This window comes from Fibrobacter sp. UWB4 (assembly GCF_002210345.1).
GTDB lineage: Bacteria > Fibrobacterota > Fibrobacteria > Fibrobacterales > Fibrobacteraceae > Fibrobacter.
This window is the reverse complement of sequence record NZ_MWQI01000003.1, coordinates 273,515-294,253: the sequence shown is the minus strand read 5'-3', so window position 1 is coordinate 294,253 and position 20,739 is coordinate 273,515. Positions and strand designations below refer to the sequence as shown.

Annotated in this window: 14 protein-coding genes; 5 read left to right on the top strand and 9 right to left on the bottom strand. The window is 46.3% G+C overall.

The window, feature by feature from the left end; translation table 11 throughout:
• Positions 1-89: 89 nt before the first annotated feature.
• The 3 genes from B7990_RS07920 to B7990_RS07910 form a co-directional block, all read right to left on the bottom strand.
• Entirely contained in the window at positions 90-1,379 is a 1,290-nt protein-coding gene (locus B7990_RS07920) for an ATP-binding protein (RefSeq protein WP_088640444.1), read from the bottom strand.
• A gap of 313 nt (positions 1,380-1,692) precedes the next feature.
• Complete coding sequence (locus tag B7990_RS07915; RefSeq protein WP_088640443.1) at positions 1,693-3,045, bottom strand: GGDEF domain-containing protein; 1,353 nt, start codon at positions 3,043-3,045, stop codon at positions 1,693-1,695.
• Positions 3,046-3,081: 36 nt separating this feature from the next.
• The gene (locus B7990_RS07910) at positions 3,082-4,305 is read right to left on the bottom strand and encodes an ATP-binding protein (RefSeq protein ID WP_088640442.1); all 1,224 of its coding nucleotides are present in this window, start codon (positions 4,303-4,305) and stop codon (positions 3,082-3,084) included.
• Positions 4,306-4,527: 222 nt separating this feature from the next.
• Between B7990_RS07910 and B7990_RS07905 the strand changes: the two genes are divergently transcribed.
• The gene (locus B7990_RS07905) at positions 4,528-7,101 is read left to right on the top strand and encodes a TIGR03960 family B12-binding radical SAM protein (protein WP_088640441.1); all 2,574 of its coding nucleotides are present in this window, start codon (positions 4,528-4,530) and stop codon (positions 7,099-7,101) included.
• A gap of 199 nt (positions 7,102-7,300) precedes the next feature.
• Here the strand turns inward: B7990_RS07905 and B7990_RS07900 are convergent, their stop codons facing one another.
• Positions 7,301-7,513 carry a hypothetical protein gene (locus B7990_RS07900; RefSeq protein WP_015732184.1) on the bottom strand — a complete coding sequence of 71 codons (213 nt, stop codon included), beginning with the start codon at positions 7,511-7,513 and terminating at the stop codon, positions 7,301-7,303.
• 212 nt (positions 7,514-7,725) lie between these two features.
• On the opposite strand from B7990_RS07900, the gene B7990_RS07895 reads away from it, so the two are divergent.
• The 3 genes from B7990_RS07895 (at position 7,726) to B7990_RS07885 (ending at position 11,457) form a co-directional block, all read left to right on the top strand.
• Positions 7,726-8,568: a TIGR00730 family Rossman fold protein gene (locus tag B7990_RS07895; protein ID WP_088640440.1), complete on the top strand. Its 843-nt coding sequence runs from the start codon at positions 7,726-7,728 to the stop codon at positions 8,566-8,568.
• A gap of 235 nt (positions 8,569-8,803) precedes the next feature.
• Positions 8,804-9,913 carry a protein kinase gene (locus B7990_RS07890; protein WP_088640439.1) on the top strand — a complete coding sequence of 370 codons (1,110 nt, stop codon included), beginning with the start codon at positions 8,804-8,806 and terminating at the stop codon, positions 9,911-9,913.
• A gap of 71 nt (positions 9,914-9,984) precedes the next feature.
• Positions 9,985-11,457, top strand: a complete 1,473-nt coding sequence (locus tag B7990_RS07885) for a hypothetical protein (RefSeq protein ID WP_254917395.1) — start codon at positions 9,985-9,987, stop codon at positions 11,455-11,457.
• A gap of 328 nt (positions 11,458-11,785) precedes the next feature.
• Here the strand turns inward: B7990_RS07885 and B7990_RS07880 are convergent, their stop codons facing one another.
• Entirely contained in the window at positions 11,786-13,948 is a 2,163-nt protein-coding gene (locus tag B7990_RS07880; protein ID WP_088640437.1) for a glycoside hydrolase family 9 protein, read from the bottom strand.
• Positions 13,949-14,458: 510 nt separating this feature from the next.
• Between B7990_RS07880 and B7990_RS07875 the strand changes: the two genes are divergently transcribed.
• On the top strand, positions 14,459-15,400 hold the full coding sequence (locus tag B7990_RS07875) for an aldolase catalytic domain-containing protein (RefSeq protein ID WP_088640436.1): 942 nt from the start codon (positions 14,459-14,461) through the stop codon (positions 15,398-15,400).
• A gap of 86 nt (positions 15,401-15,486) precedes the next feature.
• On the opposite strand, the gene B7990_RS07870 is transcribed toward B7990_RS07875, so the two are convergent.
• The 4 genes from B7990_RS07870 to B7990_RS07850 form a co-directional block, all read right to left on the bottom strand.
• On the bottom strand, positions 15,487-16,917 hold the full coding sequence (locus tag B7990_RS07870; RefSeq protein ID WP_141099239.1) for a hypothetical protein: 1,431 nt from the start codon (positions 16,915-16,917) through the stop codon (positions 15,487-15,489).
• A 245-nt stretch (positions 16,918-17,162) separates the two neighbouring features.
• Positions 17,163-18,221: a hypothetical protein gene (locus B7990_RS07865; protein ID WP_088640434.1), complete on the bottom strand. Its 1,059-nt coding sequence runs from the start codon at positions 18,219-18,221 to the stop codon at positions 17,163-17,165.
• A gap of 280 nt (positions 18,222-18,501) precedes the next feature.
• On the bottom strand, positions 18,502-19,473 hold the full coding sequence (locus B7990_RS07860; RefSeq protein ID WP_141099238.1) for a hypothetical protein: 972 nt from the start codon (positions 19,471-19,473) through the stop codon (positions 18,502-18,504).
• 177 nt (positions 19,474-19,650) lie between these two features.
• Entirely contained in the window at positions 19,651-20,676 is a 1,026-nt protein-coding gene (locus B7990_RS07850; RefSeq protein WP_088640431.1) for a hypothetical protein, read from the bottom strand.
• Positions 20,677-20,739 lie beyond the last annotated feature (63 nt).

Below are 20,739 nucleotides of genomic sequence, written 5' to 3'. Positions count from 1 at the left end.
ACGCCATTTTGTTAACAGATGTTTACTTTTAAGGACGTTTTCGTGCAAATCAGGAAGTCGACTTCCACTTTAGCATGAAAAAAGACCCATCACAAGTTGCAAACCGCATATAAGGGGATATTTTCCATCCACTCTTGGTCCTTATGCCCCAACAAAGAGAAACGGACCGAATGTTCCGGTTTGAACTTGTCGTAAAAAGCCTTTAAACTTTGCGACCGGACATTGCATTCCGCTTTAACCTCGATAGGAACAACATTCACTCCCTTTTGCACAAGGAAATCTTGTTCAAACGTTGACTTTTCCGTACCATAATAGTAAGGCGAATAAGCAGTATCGCACAATATTTGCTGGAATACAAATTGCTCAGCAAGAGCCCCCTTAAATTCTACAAAAAGGCGGTTTCCCTCCAGAACACTCTGAACATCCAATTCGCTCATAGCCCCAAGCAAGCCTACGTCAATGACAAATAATTTATATGCAGAAAAATCTTTGTAAGCAGACAGCGGAACTCGGGGTTCATTCACCCTATAGACCTTGTTTACAAGCCCAGCATCAACCAGCCATTGGATCGCAATTTCAAAATCGACACTTCGAGCCCCTCGCTTCATCTGTCCGAAAAAGAACTTTTTATTTTCCTTTGCCAACTGTATCGGGATAGAGTCCCAAACCATGTTTATTCGGGGAAGCTCTTTTTCGCTGACATGCTTACCAAAATCGCCCTTATACTGTAATAGTATCGTCTTCTGAACACTTCGTGCGCCTTGATAATCGCTATTTTGCAAAAACACACTGACAGCTTCAGGCATACCTCCGACATAGTAATAGTTCTTTAGATGGAAAATATACTTGTCGCAAAACGTATCGATAAGAGCGTAATCCTTAGTTATCAAAGCATCAGAAAGCTCTTTTTCACCGACAGCATAAAGGAATTCACGAAAGCTTAATGGATAAAGCTGAAGAATATCGACCTTTCCTACAGGATATGACACCCCCGTATGGACCGCAACACCAAGAAGAGACCCTGCAACCATAATATGATACTCTGGAGCATCTTCGCAAAAATACTTCAATGACTCAAAAGCCTTTGGTGCATTTTGAATTTCATCAAGGATTATCAAGGTGTCGTTCGGAGTAATCGTTACGCCCGAAGCAACATTCAAAGCAGACAAGATTCTCTTTATTTCAAAATCTGTTTCGAAAATGGACGCCGCAGCTTTATTATTGTAAAAAGAAACGTAAGCCACTTTACTATAGAATTGACGACCAAATTCCTTCATTAGCCAAGTTTTTCCAACCTGCCTCGCCCCCATAACAACCAAAGGTTTCCGCCTCGGGCTGTTTTTCCATTTTTTCATGTTTTCTAAAGCAAATCGATCCATCGTTATACCACCAATTATAATATAACATTTTTTCGGGGCTAAAATTTACAGAAACCCGCATTTTTTCCGACCTAATTTTAGCATTAGCACACACTTTTTCGAGCCTAGAATCACTAAAATCACGCATTTTTTCCGGTCTAAATTTAAAAATTTGCACTAACTAGGAAGTCAACTTCCATTTTAGCACAGCTATACATATAAAAAAGCCTCCCGAAGGAGGCTTTACAAGACTTTACTAGATCCTTCGCTGCGCTCAGGATGACGTAATAGTCGGCGTCAGAATGACGATTACGCCATGAAGTAATAAACGCCATTACTTCATCACGGAGTCTGCTATGACTACGCGGTTGCCACCGGCCTGCATGGCCATCTGGAGGGAGGCTTCTGCAGTGTAGATGAGCGAGCCGGCGTCGTTTGCGTGGGTCGGCATCACGGCAACGCCCATGCTGAGCGTGGTCGCAAGGATTCCTTCGCCGTAGGCGATCTGGAGCTGCGAGATTTCGTTGCGGATGCGTTCGGCGCGGTTTCTCGTGATGTTGAGGTCGGCACCCGGCATGATCACGCAGAACACGTCGTCGGAGTATCGGCACGGGATATCTTCGCCACGGATGTAGCTCGGCAAGCGCTGTCCGAGTTCCCAGAAGAGCTGTTCCACAGCATGGCGGCCTTGAGCATTCTGCACGGCCGGAATGGCGTCGGGGTAAAGCATCACGATGCCAATGGGCGACTTGTGGCGCACGGCAGCGGTGATTTCACGGCCAAGCGACTCTTCCATATAACGTTTGTTGAAAAGTCCTGTAAGCACATCGCGGATGCTGTGCTGTTCAAAGCGGATGTTCAGGTCCTGGTTCGCCACATAGAGGCCAAACGCAGCAGCGACAATGCTCACCTTCGCCTGCCAGTATTCCTTTGTCTCGGTTTCGGGGAGCTTATCGACCTGGAGGGTCAGGATGCCGAAGTGCTCTTCGAGGCCTTCGATCGGGGCGCATATAGCAAGACCCTTCGGGCGGTGGTGCAAGTGCGTACAACCGCTAGAAACCTCGGGCGAGCTATAGTCGGTCACGACGATGTCGCCGGTGTTGAAGCTTGCGCATTCCGCAGGCATCACGGTTTCATCGCTGATGACGTTCGGGCCAAAGCGGAATATCTGCGAGAGTTCCGTCTGTACGCCGCCGTACATATAAAGCACACCAGACGCTTCGGGGAAGAGTTCCGGCAAAAGCTTTTGCATGGCTTCGATGACTTCGGTGAACGGACGGTTGCGCAAGATGCCAAGCTTAAAGCCGTTCCAGGCTTCGAGCGGGAACCCGACCTTGAGCGCCGCCGCGTCAAGCTTTCGGACAGAAGCCGGCACCGGCTGTTTAAGCGCCTCGGCCGCAGGGATAGCCCCCGGCGGGAGCGGACTTTTCTTTTCTTCTTGCAGACGGACCGACACGTACTGAGTGTCCTTAGGCTGCGGCTTGTTCAACACCTCGTTAAAGTCATTTTCGATGGCTTCAATCTGCCTGCTGCAGACGGTATAAAAAACGAAGCCGAGCACCGCGCCCCAAGCTCCGACAAAAATGAACTTCGCCCCAATGGACATGGTCTCTTCGGGAACAACATACGCTGCAATGACGCCCATTAAAAAGGCGACCAACCAAAAGATATACTTAACGATATTCATACCATAAATAATATTAAAATATTACAGGGCAGGCAACTAAGACAGATGCAAGTCAACCTTATGCAATAAGAAATCGACAATATTCAGGTGTTCAATTCCATCATGCCCCAAATCAACCCTATCCAAGGAAAGGACATATTTGGGTGAAGCATCTGAAATTTTATCAAAAGCCCCAAACTCTCTTTTAATCGTCTTTTCAGAAGCCAGTAGATACGCAACCTGAATGAAGCATTTTTTATTACCCTTAATAGCAACGAAATCAATCTCCCCCTTAAAGGTCTTTCCCGTAAACACAGTAAAGCCTTGAATTAGCAGTTCGTTATAAATAATATTTTCAAGGAAGAAAGTATCCTCATAATTAACTGTATTCGTATTTAAAGTCCTAAAGCCCGTATCCGTCGCATAAAATTTATCATTGGATTCCATAGCGGATTTTCCTACGATATTGTATTTTTTGCACGAATGAAGAATATATGCCTTGTGGAGTTTTTCAAGGTAATTGTATATAGTACGGGAACTCACAGACTTTTTAGTTTTCTGGGTGTAATAGCGAGCAATATTTTCTGCAGAAAACTCCTTCCCCGCATTTGACATAATATATAGAGAAATATCCTTGAAAGCCTTTTTATCAATCTTGCTAGATTTTTTTATGATATCCCTTTCTATAATATTTGAATAAAGGTTATCTAAAAAACGTTTAATCGAGCCTTCATCTCTAAAGCTAAAACGCAACGGAAATCCACCCCACTTTATATAGTCTTTAATAAACTCATCAGGATTGCATTCAATTTTATTCATTTCAAGAAAATTCACAGCTTCCTTAAAGCTAAAAGGAAACACTTCAAACTCAACAGTCCGTCCAGTCAAAAGTGTTGCCAATTCGCCAGATAGCATTGTAGAGTCGCTTCCTGTAACAAATATGGAGCAATTCAATTTAGCCCTTAATGAAGCAAGCAACTTTTCAAAGCAATCCAAATGCTGAATTTCATCAAGAAAGATGTAGTATTTATCGTCATCAAGAATGCGACTTTTTATTTCCAAATGCAAATCATGAATACTCGAAATAAACGAGTAGTCCAAGTCTTCCAAATTGATGCTAATTATATGCGATCCAGAGACTCCATTTGCAACAAGTTCATCTTTGATGATTTCCATCAAAACAGATTTTCCAGCACGGCGAGCCCCAGTTATCACTTTTATTAGGTCCACATCATAGTAAGGGCGAATAAGCTTTAGATAGTCTTCACGAATTAACTGCATATTGCGAGAAAACTCCTTTTTTCAAAATTTTTGAAAGAATATAATACTTTTTATTCAAAATATAAGCAAAAATCCATATTTTCGCAAATATAAAGGATTTTATTTTCAAAACATCAAAATATTTTACAATTTAAAGTACGAAATGCCACCGTTTTCAGCTTACAGCAAAAAACTTTGATGCCCATAGCATAATATGCAGAGGCTTTTTCTAGATTTTAGCCTATGACAATCCTTGAGAAAATCGCACTTGCACTCCCCGCAGTAGAATCCCCCGCTCGTTACATGGGCGGCGAAGCGAACAGCGTCATCAAAGACCACAGCAAAATGCTTGCCCGCATGGCGTTTGTGTTCCCGGACACTTACGAAATCGGCATGAGCAACAACGGGCTGCGCATTTTGTACCATGTGCTGAATCGCGAACCAGATTTGCTTTGCGAAGTGGCTTTTGCGCCGTGGGACGACATGGCCGCCGAGATGAAGAAGTACGATATTCCGCTTTATACGCACGCAAGCTATACGGCGGTCAAGGATTATGAAGTCGTGGGGCTTACGCTCCAGACCGAACTCAACTTTACGAACGTACCCTACGTGCTTGAACTCGCAAGGATCCCGGCATGGCAAAAAGACCGTGCCGAGAGCGACCCGATTGTCGTTTCGGGCGGGCCTTCGATGGGTAACCCGGAGCCAGTCGCGGATTTCTTTGACGCGTTCATGATCGGCGATGGCGAAAAGCTCGTTGTTGATTTTGTACGCTGCGTGGGCGAAGGCCGCAAGGCGGGCCTCAAGCGCGCCCAGATTCTAGAAAACTTGTCCAAGCTCGATGGCGTTTACGTGCCGAGCTTGACGAAGGTTGTCAAGAACGAATACGGCGTAATCGTCCCGGCAGAACCCGCAAAGGGTTCTTACGAAAAGACGAACGGTGTACGCCGCCAGTTCATTCCAAAGCTCGACCCGAAAGACTATCCCATCAAGAACTTGATTGCGAACATGCAGCTTGTCCACAACCGTTTTAGTGTGGAAGTGATGCGTGGTTGTGCGCAGGGTTGTAGGTTCTGCCAGGCGGGCATTTGGTACAGGCCATGCCGCGAACTCAATCCGGACGATGTTTTGGATATTGCAAAGGCTGGCATTCAGGCGACTGGCGAACGCGAACTTGGACTTTTGTCGCTTTCTACCGCAGACTACAAGCCGGTCGAAGCGCTCACGGATTCCATCATCGACGATCCGTTTTATGACAACGTAGACGTAAGCCTCCCGAGTATCCGCGTCAACAGTTTTGGACAAAGTCTCGCCGAAAAAGTAGCAGCGCTCAAAGGCGGTCGTAGCGCCACGTTCGCACCGGAAACAGGTTCCGAACGTATCCGCAAGATGATCAACAAGACCATCAGCGACCAGGACATGTACGATGCCGCCGAACACGCGTTCTCTAGCGGGTTCAACAAGATCAAGCTTTACACGATGATCGGCTTCCCGACCGAGAACCTGGATGACATGCAGGCGTTCTGCGAACTCATTTTCAATCTCGTGAAAATCGGGCGCAAGTACAACCGCGGCATTCAAATTGCGGTGAGCATCGGCATCCTCATCCCGAAATCATTTACGGGCCTGCAATGGGCGCCGTTTATGGACAAAGAAACGGCACTCAACCACATCCGCTATGTGCGCGAAAAATTCTTCAAGCACCCGAACGTGAAAATCAACTGGGCTGCCTGGGAAACAAGCTTCCTCGAAGCGGTCTACAGCCGTGGCGACCGCAGCCTCGGCCCAGTCATTTACGCCGCCTACAAGAAGGGAATCATCTTCGAAAGCGACAGCTACCGCTTTGACTTTGACAAGTGGCTACAGGTCTGGGAAGAATGTGGCTACGACACTTCTTGGGTCTACCGCGAACGCGACAAGGACGAAGTCTTCCCGTGGGACTTTATTCACGCAGGCACGACAAAGCAATACTTGCGCCGCGAATGGGAAAAGGCATTCGACCCGACATCCGCACCAGTGCCGAACTGCAAATGGGGCGATTGCCAAGCTTGTGGCATCCCGGGATTCGGCAAAGAAATTGTCCTCGCCGACAATCCTGTGCGCCACAAGGCGCCGAGCCGCACACCTGAAGAAATCAAGAAGCTCGTCGCCGAACGCCGCCCGAGCCAGAAGGTGAGCTACAGCTACAAGATTACATTCAAGAAGTCCGGCATCAGCAGGTTCCTGCCGCACCACAACATGCTCAGTTTCTTCGAGCGCACGTTCATTTGCGCAGGCATCCCCATCAAGTTCAGCGAAGGCTTCAGCCCGAAGCCCCGCATCGTGAACATGGGTGCCTTGCCGCTCGGACTTGAGACTTACTGCGAAGTCATCAGCGTCGATTTATTGCAAAAGCTCGACCTCTCCGCCGAAGGTAAGCCAGCAATCATCGCAAAGCTCAGCGCTCCGTTCCCGCGCGGCATGGAAATCGTGGACATCGAGCCCTTGAAAGAAAAGCTCTCAAAGCATTTCCCGAAAGCGATGGTCTATCGCCACACGCCTGAAAGCATCCCCGCAGACCTTATGCAAAAGTTCGAACAAAAGCAGTTGCCTATTGTCACGAATCACCGCGGTCAGCAGATGGACTTGAACGAACAGGTTTTGGGAATTGATATTCAGAACGGCACGATGGTCGTGCGCGTCAAATGCAACAACCAGGGGACAACCCCTAGTCCGTTTGTCATTTTTGCAGGGCTGCTTGGCATTGAGATTGACCCGGCCAAGCTCGATGAAGTCTCCCGCCGCTTCCTCGTCGCAAAGATTGCGATTGAATGGTAACCAACACCCCCGTAGATGTCATCCTGACGCCAAAGGCGGAAGGATCCAGTGAAATCCTGTATTGCAAAACAAGACTTTACTGGATCCTGCTCCTACGAACCTAATTCAACTAAGGCAACAAGTTGCCGAGTTTCATATATCGCTACGCTCAGGATGACGAGCGATTAAGCAAGGTCAATTTAGCAGGCATGATAAGCTGCTATTCAGCCGGGAGAATGATCTCGATGTGACTGGTGCTGACGTTGAGGAAGTGCGTACGGAACAGGTCCTTCTCATTCCTGTCGCAAACGCGCACCTGCGTCACCGCAATAAAGTCCTTGTTCTCACGGATGTAGTCCGTGAGGCGCTCGTCACGCAACGTGTCGATTTCGCCCGTAATGACAAAATTATCTGTCCACATTTTTACTAGCATACCACTAATATATAAATGTTACTCCAAGTAAGAAGATAAAAACCTTATTTTTTGGTCCACAAAGCCTTTTTAACGTATATTATTCAATAAGATACAACAATGTCATGCCCGATTTATTCGGGCATCTCCCTTTTAAAAGAAAATAGGAGATTCCCGCTTTCGCGGGAATGACAAGAATGAATCAATTTAAACTTAATTAAGAGGTTCGCATTATGGCACCGAAGAAAGTACGCACGATTCCAGGGCAGATGGCATACCACAATGCCGAATTTATGGAAAGCGATGCAGCACGCCCCATTCGATTCCTTTCTGAATTTTTCCAGCCTGCACAGATTTTTGCACAAGAAGATATCAAGAATTCTATCGTATTCTTTGGTTCGGCTCGAACAATTCCGCCGGAAGAAATCAAGAAACGCCGCAAAGGTTGCAAGAACAAAGCTGAACTGGCAAGGCTCGACCGCCTCTCCAAGGTCGCAGATTCTTACACCGCTGCTCGCGAACTCGCAGCCAAGCTCGGCAAGTGGATCAACAAGCGCCACCACGGCTACGCCATCATGACAGGCGGCGGTCCAGGCATTATGGAAGCAGGCAACCGAGGCGCATCCGACGTGGGTACGCCTTCTGTCGGCTTGAACATCAAGCTGCCTTTCGAACAACATTGCAACCCCTACATCGATGACGAACTGAACTTGCAGTTCCGTTATTTCTTTATTCGTAAGTACTGGTTCTTGCGCATGGCTCGTGCGCTCGTGATTTTCCCTGGCGGATTCGGAACGCTCGACGAAGCCTTCGAAATGCTCACACTTATCCAGACCGACAAGTACGCGCAGCAAATGCCTGTCGTGATTTTCGATTCGAACTTCTGGAAGAAGGCTTTGAACTGGGAATTCTTTGCCGAAACAGGCATGATCAATCCCGACGACCTCAAGCTCTTCAAGTTCTGCGATACCGTCGATGAGGCTTACGACTTCATCACCTCCAAGCTCGAAGAGCAAAGCGAAGAAACGGTCACATTCGCGCGCTCCCACGCCGAAGACGAAGGAAAGAAGAAGTAAAGAACAAGACTTAACTGGATGGGGCAAAGCCCCAACTCATTGGCTTGGTTATGCCCATGCAAGCATGGTCGCAACACACGCCTTCCGAGTTGTCTTCACTTCGTTCAGGATGACGATACAATAATGTCATGCCCGCCGGAGCCTGTGCTGAGCGCAGTCGAAGTAAGCGGGCATCTCCTTGCTACTGTCATGCCCGCCACCGAGCGGGCATCTCCTTTTTTATTAAATTTTTGCCATGTTCTGGAACAATTTGGCAGAAATGATGGACAGGGTCTCGCGCAATTTGGCGCTCCGCCCGAACTACACCATGGAAGAATACCAGCGGTGGTTTGACCATAATCCTGACTTCAAGCACAACGGCAATGCAGAACGCATCGAGCTTATCGAGCCTCTTTCGCTCGTAGGCACAAACCAGCTTTACCGCGCAAAGCTCTGGATCGAACATCCGCGCGACGAAAAGCGCTACGACGAAAAAGAAATCGTCGTGAAGATCTGCAAATACTGGGCACCTCCCGGCAAGAACCGCCTGCACCGCTTGAACATGCTATTAAGCGCATTCCAAGACGAAATCCGAATCAACAACCTCATCCGCGCGACAAACATCGAAGGCGTGGTACAGTCATTCGGCGGAGGCATCGCGGGTCGCCACCCCTACCTCAAGCTGGAGTTCATCAAGGGCTGTTCGCTCGATAGAGTCATCAAGCCGAAAATCACCGACGAAGAACGAGTCAAGCGAGTCGCACAAATAGCCTACCTCGCCAACACGATCAGCCAGCTCCATTACTACCAAATTGTACACAAGGACATCAAGCCCAGGAACTTGCTCCTGTGCCAGAATCCGGTACACAAGAACAACCACAAGATTTTGCTCTGCGACTTCGGCTACGCCCAGGCCAAGATGCGCGAAACCGTCACCGAGGGCGGCGGACTTTCATCGCCAAGCTACAGCGCTCCCGAACTTGCCCAGTCCAGCGAAAACATAACCAGCGCCGTGGACTACTTCAGCTTTGGTGCCGTGATGCACGAATACCTCACCGGCGTAAAGCTCTACCCCAAGGCAAAGGACATCTACACCGAAGAAGGCCGCCTGATCACCAAGCGCTACATGGAATACATCGAAAATGGACGCGAAAACGTATTCGACGACGAACGCTTCCCGGAAATCCATGAATGGATCGACGCCCTCACGACCTTCGACGCGAACGAGCGCATGAAAAAGAGCCCAAACCTCTTTGCCCTCGCCCACAAGCTCCGCGAAGAAGTGAACGCGCTCGGCTACAGCGACGTCAACACCGACTTTTTGTGGAATCAGCTAAACGAGTACGGTCAGCAGCGTACTTTTTAACACGCATTTATCCCCCACCTCAATAGCATTTTACTAGTGATTTGTTTATATTCACTAGTATGAAGAAAATATTGAGTATAATCTTAAACCCGTTCCGGTTTTTCAAATTCCATCACTACGTGACGCTATTGGTACTAGCCGTCCTTGGGATTTTCAACTTCCAGACGACCTTCAACCCGACGATTCAAAAGATCCGTCAAGAAAAGGATATCCACCAGTCGTTTGACAAGTGGTGGGACGAGGAACGCGCCCAGGAATTCAAGAACGTAGGACTCACGCCCGACGAGACGATCAAAAAGCAAGAGTTCGAACTCTACAAGGAGCGCTATAAAGTCGAAAACCCAACGCCGGTCATCGAAGACCGCATCGAAGAGATGAAAGTCGAATTTCTCGACTGGTGGGAAAATCAGGGCGGCAAGGAACAATATGCCGCCGAGCACGGCAGTTTCCCGACCGACAAGCAATACGAGGCCGAACTCAAGAAATGGATCTATAAATATACAGACAAATTCATTCGCTACCGTTGGGCATACCAGCCTAGCCGTGGCAACACCGAAAGCTGGCTCACGTGCAGCCTACTGTTCCCAAGCGCATGGTCCTATATTTTCTTCGTCGTATTTTTCATGTTTGCGTTAATGCAGCTCGAAAAGCGCTGGAACGCATTCTTTGTTTACGTTTATGCGGTGGTAATCGCAATTATCAGCGGGTTCTTTGTCGATTTGCTTGTAAACACCTCGTTCTTTGGGCTGTTCGCCACACAGCGTTACATGGGCGTAAGCCTGATGATTTGTTTCTTGCTCGGAGCAAATGTATTCGACAAGGAGAAAGACGCCATTCCCTCTTACGTCAGCAAGATATCGCAATTGGCTCTCGTCGGGAGCATGGCTATAGACTGGTTCATCAATCCGGGAATTTTCAACGCCGTCACAGTCGAATCCCCGATATTCTTTGCGCTTGGCGGACTGGCCGGCTACTACATGCCGCACCGTTCTGACGAAATAGCAACGCCGAAGCAGGTGGTACAAAGTACAGAAGAATCGCTTTCACCCGGAGAACGCATACGCAACATGATAAGCGACGGGCTTGACGCCGCAAACAACGGCGAAACGGAGAATGCAGCAAGAATGTTGCGATACGGGTTCACGGCACTTTTGCAAGAGAACCCTGTCAAGTTCTATGAAGTAAAGGACGCTGCCAACAAAATTGCCGGCTGCTATGCCGAAATTCCCAGTACGCAATGGATCGAATGGGGCGCAATAGCCAAGCAAAAGAACATTCCAGAAGCGGCCATAGTGCTACTTGAAAAAGGAATCGCAAAAGAAACGGACGCAAGCCTCTTGCGTCGTGCGCACTTCGACATAGGCGAACTCCGTATCCAGACAAAGTCCGAAGTCAATGCGGCAATGGAGCACTTGAGCAAGGTCATCAAGGAAAACGACAGCGACCTGCTCGCCGAACAGGCCAAGAAGCTCATGGAAACCGGCAAGGACATTCTAGTGCAAATGGCCTACGCCGCCCCCAAGCAGTTTAAAGTGTCTAATTAAAAGTTAAAGGCGATGCCGGCACAAGGCCGGCATGACAACAAAGCCCCGGGATAAATCCGGGGCTTCGTCATTCTGAACCCGCGCAGCGGGTGAAGACAACTCGGAAAGCGAGTATGCCCCAAGGCGAATGCCGCAGTTGTGCTTGCACAAATATGGCTGAGCCGTTTAGCAAGACGCGAAGCGTCAATGTTGCGCCCATGCTACGCATGGGCATAACCGAGCCAAAGAGTTGAGGGCGTTAGCCCAATCCAGTTACATTATCAGTTGCTTCACCAAGAATTAACTGGATCCTTCGTCCTTACGGACTCAGGATGACGTCAAAGCATTCTTACTTCACAACAAACTTCTTAGCGGCAAAGCCTTGAACTTGCACGAGGTATAGCCCGCTCTTGAGAGTGCTGACGTTGAGCGATTCATTCATGCTCTGGGCAGTCTTCTGCATATGCACATTGCCCTTTACATCAAGAATCTTGATGGACTTGCCCACGACAGAACTCGGCAAATGGAGCGAAAGCGTATTGTCTACGAGCGACATGCCGAACTTCGCCATAGCCACAGACTTCGAAAGTCCAACAGAGAATTTCACAGGCGTTGTCACTTCATCATAGCGTTCCACGAGCGCCATCAAGTACCATGTGCTATGCGGAAGCCACTGTTCATCCCAGCGCCACACCTGCCAAGATTCCTTCATGGAATCAAAGCCCACTGCAGCAACGCCGTCATCCGTCCATGCAATGCCTGAACCATCCTGATTCTTGCCGGTAATGCCGTTTGCAATACCGCCTTCAAGCGTTGCATCATATTCAGACTGACCATCATACTTTTGCGGGTTCTTCGTTCCCTTGCCATACATCATGCAAGTCGCATACGGGTTCTTGCCCAAAATCCAGTCGAGCTGATCCGTAGCATATTTTTGCACATCACTCGTGGTAACATTCCTATATTCGCCGTCAATAATGCGATTTGCGTACATTATCGCCGCAGAAAGACTTGCAAGGCGAGCATCTTCACCCTGCCACCAATAATTACTTTCGTTATCGTGCGGGATAAAGAATCCATCCTTTATTTTGTCCTGAGTCTTGTAAGTCTGGCGGGCATAACCAAACGGGTTATCAACCTTATTCGTAATTTTAACAAGCCAGTCAAAATGAGACCTAATGGCATTACGAACATTATCGATAGATTCGTTCACGCAACCACCACCAATCATAGTAACGCAAGCCCAATAAGGGAATGGCTGACCATGAACTTCTATGCCGGCATCTTCGTCAATAGCGCCAACAACCTCACTATAACGAGCAAGGGCCACCAACGGGAGCCCCGCATCACTTGCATGCCAAAACGGGCGTGTCTTAGCATCGTCACTCCAGAAATAGCCATCTACACTGACACGAGAAGATAAATGTTCGGCACGGTCATAAGCATCTTCCAAATACTCCTGTTTTTTTGTAGCGGCATAAAGTTCCGTCGCCGCCAAAAGCGCCGTGTAATCGTCGATGATATTTTCCTTGTGGTCATCGCAGTAAGCGCAATCGCCGCCAATGCTCTGCTTTTCGGACAAATGCTTGTAAGCCTTTTCAGCCGCCGCCAAATACTGTTCGCTTGTAAAGTCGCCCTTCAGCTGAAGCCTAGCAGCGCTTGCGAGACCGGCAATCGCCATGCCACCGCCTTCGCGGAACGCCGTCTGGTAATCAGCACTCTTGATACCATCAGAACCAGAGAATGCGCAAATTTCGCGCTTGCCCAGTGGCGAACCCCAGTTATCAAAAACCGTCATGTAGAAGAAACCTTCTTCAGAGAGCATGCGCACCAAAAAATCCGCACCGTAAGCCGCTTCATCAGCCGTTTTCGCCTTTGTCGCAGTCGAGCCAAGCAACTTCGGGATGCGTTCCGAAGCAAAAGCAAGCGACCAGACCGTCAAAGGAATCTGCTGCGGATTCAAATAGTTCGCATAAGACAAATGCGAAAGGTATTTGCTCACGTCACCGCTGGCATCGTACCAGCCGCCATGAACATCCACCTTTTTGCCGGAATTATAAATTCCCATGCTCTTGTCCCAGCCCTCAACCGTCGGGTCATCGGCACGGTCATCATAAAAGTAATTGAGCACTGATGCAAGCGTATTTGCAGCCAAAGCGTTTTCGCTCACAGTAAACTCGCCCGAATTCTGCGGCTGCCCATTCTCGGAAACCTGGAGCGTGTACTTGCCCGCCGTAAGGCCCGTCAAGTCCGCCACGTAAAACTTGCCATTATTCAGCCAGTTGTCCGGATTCGAACCCGCCGACAACTTACCCGTCTTGACCGCAGTTCCGCCCGACATCACGCTAAATTCGGCACCATCCGAAAGATTATCGCTCTTGACAATTACAGAAATCGGCTGACCGACATCATAACCGACCTGATTGTAGAAAAACTTGGTTTCGGCAGAAGCGACACCCGCGCTCAAAAGAACCGCGGCAGAGAGAATTGGGGAAAGCTTATATATATGCATGCGCTAAATATAGATTCACGATGTTTTTTCGAAAAGTAAAATTATCCTCATACTAAAACGTCATTCTGAGGACCGAAGGGACGAAAGACCCTGTCAAGCTTCGCATTAATTTAACGCATTTTTAGCGTAGATTATAAAATTACCCTTACAAGACCCAATCTAAAAAGCTTCCAAAGCCACCCAAAATAGCAATTTATTATAGGGGTTTTATAGCAACCGAGTCCAGACGAGAAAGCTTTCCGAGAAATTCGCAGCCTTAAAACACCCTCAAACAGCGCGTTTTTATACTTTCAACGCAACAGTTACGTTAAATAACAAACATTTTCAAGCTGTTTCAAAAATTTTATTGACCGATCAAATTATAAAACCTATGTTTGCGATGTAAATGAAAAACGACTGGATTCTTCGCGATTTCATCGCTCAGAATGACGTCTAACGCAATCTAAACTTCAACCTCAAAGCCGCTCGCGGCGACCCCAAACCTCAAAGCGAAGCGACCCCATAACCACTATGTACTACGAAACCATTAAAGTTCTCGACTGCACGATCCGCGATGGCGGTCTCGTCAACAAGCACGATTTTTCTCTTGAATTCGTGCGTAGATTGTACACCCTCCTTTCCGCAGCCGGCGTAGACTACATGGAAATGGGTTACAAGAACTCCCCGGAACTCTTCGACCCCAAGGAATACGGTCCGTGGAAATTCTGCGAAGACGACCTGCTCTGGAAAGTCAAGGACGGCATCGATTCCAAGATGAAGATGGCCGTGATGGCTGACGTGGGCCGCGTCAACATGGACGCCGTGAAGCCCGCTTCCGAAAGTCCATACCAGATGTTCCGCGTCGCAAGCTACGTCAAGAACATCGACAAGGGCATCAGCATGGTGAACGCTTTCCATGACATGGGCTACGAAACAACGCTCAACATCATGGCCGTAAGCCGCGACCGCGGCCCGGAACTTGACGAAGCGCTCCACCAGGTCAACGAAGAATGCAAGGCCGACGTGCTTTACCTCGTCGATAGTTTCGGCGCCTTCTACCAGGAAGACATCGACAAGGAACTCGCCCGCTACAAGGGCATCGTGAAGAACAAGAAGTTCGGCTTCCACGGCCACAACAACCAGCAACTCGCCTTCAGCAACACAATCCAGGCCATCATCAACCACGTCGATTACCTCGACGGTTCCGTGTCCGGCATGGGCCGTGGCGCAGGCAACTGCACCACCGAACTCCTCCTCAGCTTCCTCAAGAATCCGAAGTACGACTTGCGCCCGGTTCTCGACGCCTACGAAGAATTGTTCCTCCCGTTGCAGCAGAAGTACGAATGGGGCTACATCATCCCGCAGATGATCACGGGCATGCTCAACCGCCATCCGCAAGACGCCATTGCCGTCCGCAAGACCGAAGACCGCGACCACTACCGCAAATTCTACGAAAAGATGGTCAACGACTAAAAATTCGCGAATCGGCAAACATTCAGTTATACAAGAATCCCGCTCCGACTGGAGCGGGATTCTTTGCATTATTCAACAATTTCGAATTACTTCAAAATCACATTCTTTGCATTCACCATGCCGTTCTGTTCGATCTTCACGATATAGCGGCCGCTCGGAACCATTCCGGAGTTCCATTTAACCTGATGAACACCCGGCTGGAGGCTCTTTTCGGTAACATTTGCAAGAACCGCACCGTTAATGCCGACAACAGAAACCTTCACATCGCCAGCAGACTTGAGTTCAACAGAAACGATACTGCGGCTCAAGCCCTTGATAGCAGGAGCAAGCGGCGCAGCTGCGACATAAGCGCTACTTACAGAATTGTCAGCAACTTCTGTAGACTTTGCTAAAGAGCCTCCATTCCATTTGACAACATGATAAGTAGTGTTATCAGACCCACTCATGATTTTATTTATACGTTTTTTCACGGCATCTTCAGCACCATAATAATTCCATTTATTGTTATTATTACTGTCTTCATCATCCACATAGATTTCACTGCGAGTCAAATTTTTAAAACCTTCCGCTACAGCGAATATACCATACTTCGAATCAAACGGATATTTCTTCGGTGCATTTTTGCCAGCCTGCACAAAGCAATACCTCAAAGAAGCGTTACTCCCAACTTCATTAGGCCAAATAAAGCCTGACGAACCATTATTGTTATCTGAATCCTCCGTATCATGACGACGAACAACATGATTTGAAGTATCGGGGCACCTTTGGTCCAGTTGAAGCACAGCATAATCAAAAGGCGCTCTAGGCAATTCATTTCTATAAAGAACACAGTATGTAAATTTTACACCATGCTTATCAACCTTAATTCCAGGAGGATTTGAATCACCGTCAATGTCATTTCTATTACTCGAATCTTCCGTATCAAGCCGAATCGAAACTTCTTCATTGCATTTATCCCCTGAATTCTTTTTCAGCACACCAATTCTCAACACTTCAGGATGTTTACCATATAAAATCTTACCATCCAAAGATTCCACAACTATATTGTCAAACGATTCTCCCGTAGGGAACGGGTACCAACCGTACTGTTCACTTTTGTCATGACTATCAAACCACCTAATGTCCATATCCAAAGAGAAGAACATATGGTTATAGGAAGGAGCATCTCCAGGGAAAACTCCATCCTCCGGAAACTTTCCGTTCGCAGGAATCGTAGTCGTTTTACCAAAATCAAGTACAATTCTATACACATACGCAGAACGTTTTTCTAACCAATACGTAAAGCCACGGTCTCCTCTGTTAATTCGAGGCATAGCATCTCGGCCATAATTCGCAAAATACACATACATTCTAAATCCCCGAATTTCAGCACCGCCTTTATTCGACAATCTAATATAAGGGGAATAATCGCAATATGAACTGAAGCTACATTTCGCATAAGAAAAATTACTCCCCTCTATCGTTAGAGCAAAACTCATAGAAACGGCCAACAGGACCAACAGATATATTTTTTTCATTTTTCTCTCCTTATCAAAGAACAACAATGCTGCAAATATAACAAAGACAGATTAATATTCAATACATCATCTACAAATTATTACAGACAATTTTATTACAAGCAATTTATTTCCTTAAAAAAAATCGTCATAACACACCCATAATACATCTACGATATTTTTTATACAAAACGCTCAAAATAAACGTAGAAGTCCTACCCCTTTTAAGGGATAGGACCTGATAATGAATAAAGAAACTTTTTAAATTATTTCAAGATCACGTTCTTGGCGTTCACCATACCGTTCTGTTCAATCTTCACGATATAGCGGCCGCTCGGAACCATTCCGGAGTTCCACTTAATCTGGTGATCGCCCGGCTGGAGGCTCTTTTCAGTGACATTTGCAAGAACTGCGCCGTTAATGCCGACAACAGAAACCTTCACATCGCCAGCAGACTTGAGTTCAACAGAAACGATACTGCGGTTCAAGCCCTTGATAGCAGGAGCAGTCGGAGCAGCAGCAACGAGCGGCATGGATTCATCCACAACGGAGGACTTCTTCAAATCATTTGCAGCACCCGTCCACTTGACAACATGATACGTCGTATTATCTTCGCCATTCATAATATTTTTCATTTTCTTCACAATACGATTTGGCGTTGATGACGGATAGCACCAATAATCTGAATTACCCTCTTGCGTGAACCCACCGCCCACAACAATAGGCAAATACTGCATCGTATACCATTCCCAATGGTCGTTCCTATTGTCTTCATCATCTATATAAACTTCGCTATGCTTTACTTTGGAGCTAACCTTCTTCATATCAGGATTTGCAAAGACCCCGTATTTATCCCCATTATTTTTATCAAACGACGGGAATTGTTTGCTAGAAGATTCATCAGCAGGAACAAAGCAATAAATCAATGTCGCATTACTATTCACAACATTAGGATAGATATTTCCCGAATGAGAATTCGCATTATGCGAATCTTCTGTATCATGATGACGCATAAACATGTATGTGCCTGCCGGACATTCTTCATCCAATGCTAGAACAGCATAATCATAGGAAATTTTCGGCATTGAACTAACGTTCAAAGCACAATATGTAAAAACAGCATGACCACCAAGAGAAATTCCTGGAGGATTCGGGTCCGTATCGTTTTTAACACCCGTCCTATTATGGCTATCTTCCACATCAAGATCAATCTTGATTTGTTCTTTGCACTTAAAGTTTGCATCTTTTTTCAAGACACCAATTCTTGTTGCAAAGCTTGCGCTAGTCAAGCAAGCCAAAGCGATTACTAGATATTTACTTTTCATACTTTTTCTCCTTTATTTTAAAAAGTACATATAATATAATTTATACAAACGTAAATGTAAATAAGCTAAAAACACTACAAAAAGCTTACATATAAAAAGTTGTATCACAACGTATCATAAAAATCAAATCAAGCAACTTCCATATCAGCAAACAAAATATTTTAAATAAAATTTCATAAACAAAGTTTTAAAAATAAAAAAATTCGCAACAACAAAAAAAAAAGACTCCTTGCACAAGCAAAGAGCCTTTTAATTAAAATTAATTAAGAAGTCGTTTATTTTACTTCAAAATTACATTCTTAGCGTTCACCATGCCGTTCTGTTCGATCTTCACGATATAGCGACCGCTCGGGACTATTCCAGAATTCCACTTGATTTGATGATCGCCCGGCTGGAGGTTCTTTTCGGTAACATTCGCAAGAACTGCGCCGTTGACTCCGACAACAGAAACCTTCACATCGCCAGCAGACTTGAGTTCAACAGAAACGATACTGCGGTTCAAGCCCTTAACAGCCGGAGCAAACGGAACAGCAGCAACGAGCGGACTTTCAGAAGAAGCCGGAGTTTCAGCAGCGCTCTTATAGAGGTCATAGAACATGTGACTGGTCCAGCGAGTCACGCGGTACATTGTATTTTTAGAGCCATTCATAATCGCGTCTATTCCATTTTGAACATATAGTGGTAAAGACGATTTTCCGAGCCATTTGTTTTTATTGTTGCTATCTTCATCATCTATATAAAATTCATAATTAAACGAACGTATTCCATTAAAATCGGCAAAAAGGCCATTGCTCCAATGGAACGGCCACTTCGCTGCAACATAATCATTCTTCGGCACGTAGCAGAAATAAAGCGTAACATTGCTGCCCACTTCATTAACGCCTACATATCCTGTAGACGAGTTACGCCCACCATCTTGGGTATCGTGACGACGGCCATACCTATACGACCCTGCAGGACATTCGTTGTCCAAGGACAGCACCGCATAATCGAACCTAGCTTGCGGCAAGCTCTCCCTGTCTCCTGTACAAAATTCAAATTCAACGCCACCATTACGGAACGTCACGCCCGCTTTTGAAGAAGCGAGATCACCAAAACGGACACCACTTTGGTCGTTACTATTTTCCGTATCGATAAATATGGAAAACGGATTACCGCACCAGCCCGAGGGAGCCTCAGCATTCAAGAAACCAATAAGCTTTGCAAAGCTCATCGATGCAGCAAGCAATACTAATGGATATATTTTATTCATTTATTTTCTCCTTAAAACAACAATACAAACAATATAACAAAATAAATTCATTTTTAACAATAAAAAAAATTATACAAATTCACACATACAAAATTACAGAACATAACAAGCACACAAAAAAGCCCTTTGCACAAGCAAAGAGCCTTTTAATTAAAATTAATTAAGAAGTCGTTTATTTTACTTCAAAATTACATTCTTAGCGTCCACCATGCCGTTCTGTTCAATCTTCACGATATAGCGGCCGCTCGGAATCATTCCAGAATTCCACTTGATCTGGTGATCGCCCGGCTGGAGGTTCTTTTCAGTGACATTTGCAATAACCGCGCCGTTGATACCGACAACAGAAACCTTCACATCGCCAGCAGACTTGAGTTCAACAGAAACGAGACTGCGGTTCAAGCCCTTAACAGCCGGAGCTGTCGGAACAGCGGCAACCATCGGCACGGATTCTTCCACAACGGAGGATTTCTTCAAATCATTTGCAGTGCCAGTCCACTTGATAACATGATAAGTGGTATTATGCAAGTCATCCGGACTTGAATAAAGCAGAGAATATATATCCATCATAAAGTTATAAATGGCCTGCGCTTCAGGATACTGAAGAGAATGGTCTATATCTTGGCTTACAAGATCCGAGGCCGAGAAATGGAATTCGTCACTATTCGAGTTATTACTATCTTCATCGTCAATAAATATTTCCGAATGCGCGATTTTCGATATACTCGAGGAGCCTCTTGAGAAAACGCCATACTTAATGTCAACAGGGTACTTCACCTTAGAAGAGTCATTTTTAGGTACATAGCAATATTCCAAAGTAGCGTTACTATTGACTACACTGGGGCTTATATTGCCGCTATGACCATTTCTATTGCGAGAGTCTTCCGTATCATGATGATGAGAGAACGCATAAGACCCCGTGGGGCACTTATTGCCTAACCTCAACACAAAATAACTATACGGAACTCTAGTAAGAGAGTTTACATTAAGGACGCAATATGTAAATTTGGCATGGCTACCAAGAGTAATTCCTGGAGGATTCGGGTCCGTTTTATTTTTAACACCCGTATGGTTGTTGCTATCCTCAACATCAAGATCTATAAGGACCTGTTCCCCAGGGCAACTGCCCGTATTCTTAAGAACACCAATTCTAGCACCAAAGCACATACTTGCAGCTAGCGGAATCAAAACAAACAACTTATTCATATTTTTCTCCTTTCAAATAAGTTATACAAAGTATAGTAAAACTTTATTTTATTTACAACACAA

Coding starts and splice junctions, on each gene's coding strand:
- B7990_RS07875 (WP_088640436.1), top strand. CDS start 14,459: ATGTACTACGAAACCATTAAAGTTCTCGACTGCACGATCCGCGATGGC.
- B7990_RS07865 (WP_088640434.1), bottom strand. CDS start 18,221: ATGAAAAGTAAATATCTAGTAATCGCTTTGGCTTGCTTGACTAGCGCA.
- B7990_RS07900 (WP_015732184.1), bottom strand. CDS start 7,513: ATGCTAGTAAAAATGTGGACAGATAATTTTGTCATTACGGGCGAAATC.
- B7990_RS07870 (WP_141099239.1), bottom strand. CDS start 16,917: ATGAAAAAAATATATCTGTTGGTCCTGTTGGCCGTTTCTATGAGTTTT.
- B7990_RS07895 (WP_088640440.1), top strand. CDS start 7,726: ATGGCACCGAAGAAAGTACGCACGATTCCAGGGCAGATGGCATACCAC.
- B7990_RS07860 (WP_141099238.1), bottom strand. CDS start 19,473: ATGAATAAAATATATCCATTAGTATTGCTTGCTGCATCGATGAGCTTT.
- B7990_RS07910 (WP_088640442.1), bottom strand. CDS start 4,305: ATGCAGTTAATTCGTGAAGACTATCTAAAGCTTATTCGCCCTTACTAT.
- B7990_RS07915 (WP_088640443.1), bottom strand. CDS start 3,045: ATGAATATCGTTAAGTATATCTTTTGGTTGGTCGCCTTTTTAATGGGC.
- B7990_RS07920 (WP_088640444.1), bottom strand. CDS start 1,379: ATGGATCGATTTGCTTTAGAAAACATGAAAAAATGGAAAAACAGCCCG.
- B7990_RS07850 (WP_088640431.1), bottom strand. CDS start 20,676: ATGAATAAGTTGTTTGTTTTGATTCCGCTAGCTGCAAGTATGTGCTTT.
- B7990_RS07880 (WP_088640437.1), bottom strand. CDS start 13,948: ATGCATATATATAAGCTTTCCCCAATTCTCTCTGCCGCGGTTCTTTTG.
- B7990_RS07905 (WP_088640441.1), top strand. CDS start 4,528: ATGACAATCCTTGAGAAAATCGCACTTGCACTCCCCGCAGTAGAATCC.
- B7990_RS07890 (WP_088640439.1), top strand. CDS start 8,804: ATGTTCTGGAACAATTTGGCAGAAATGATGGACAGGGTCTCGCGCAAT.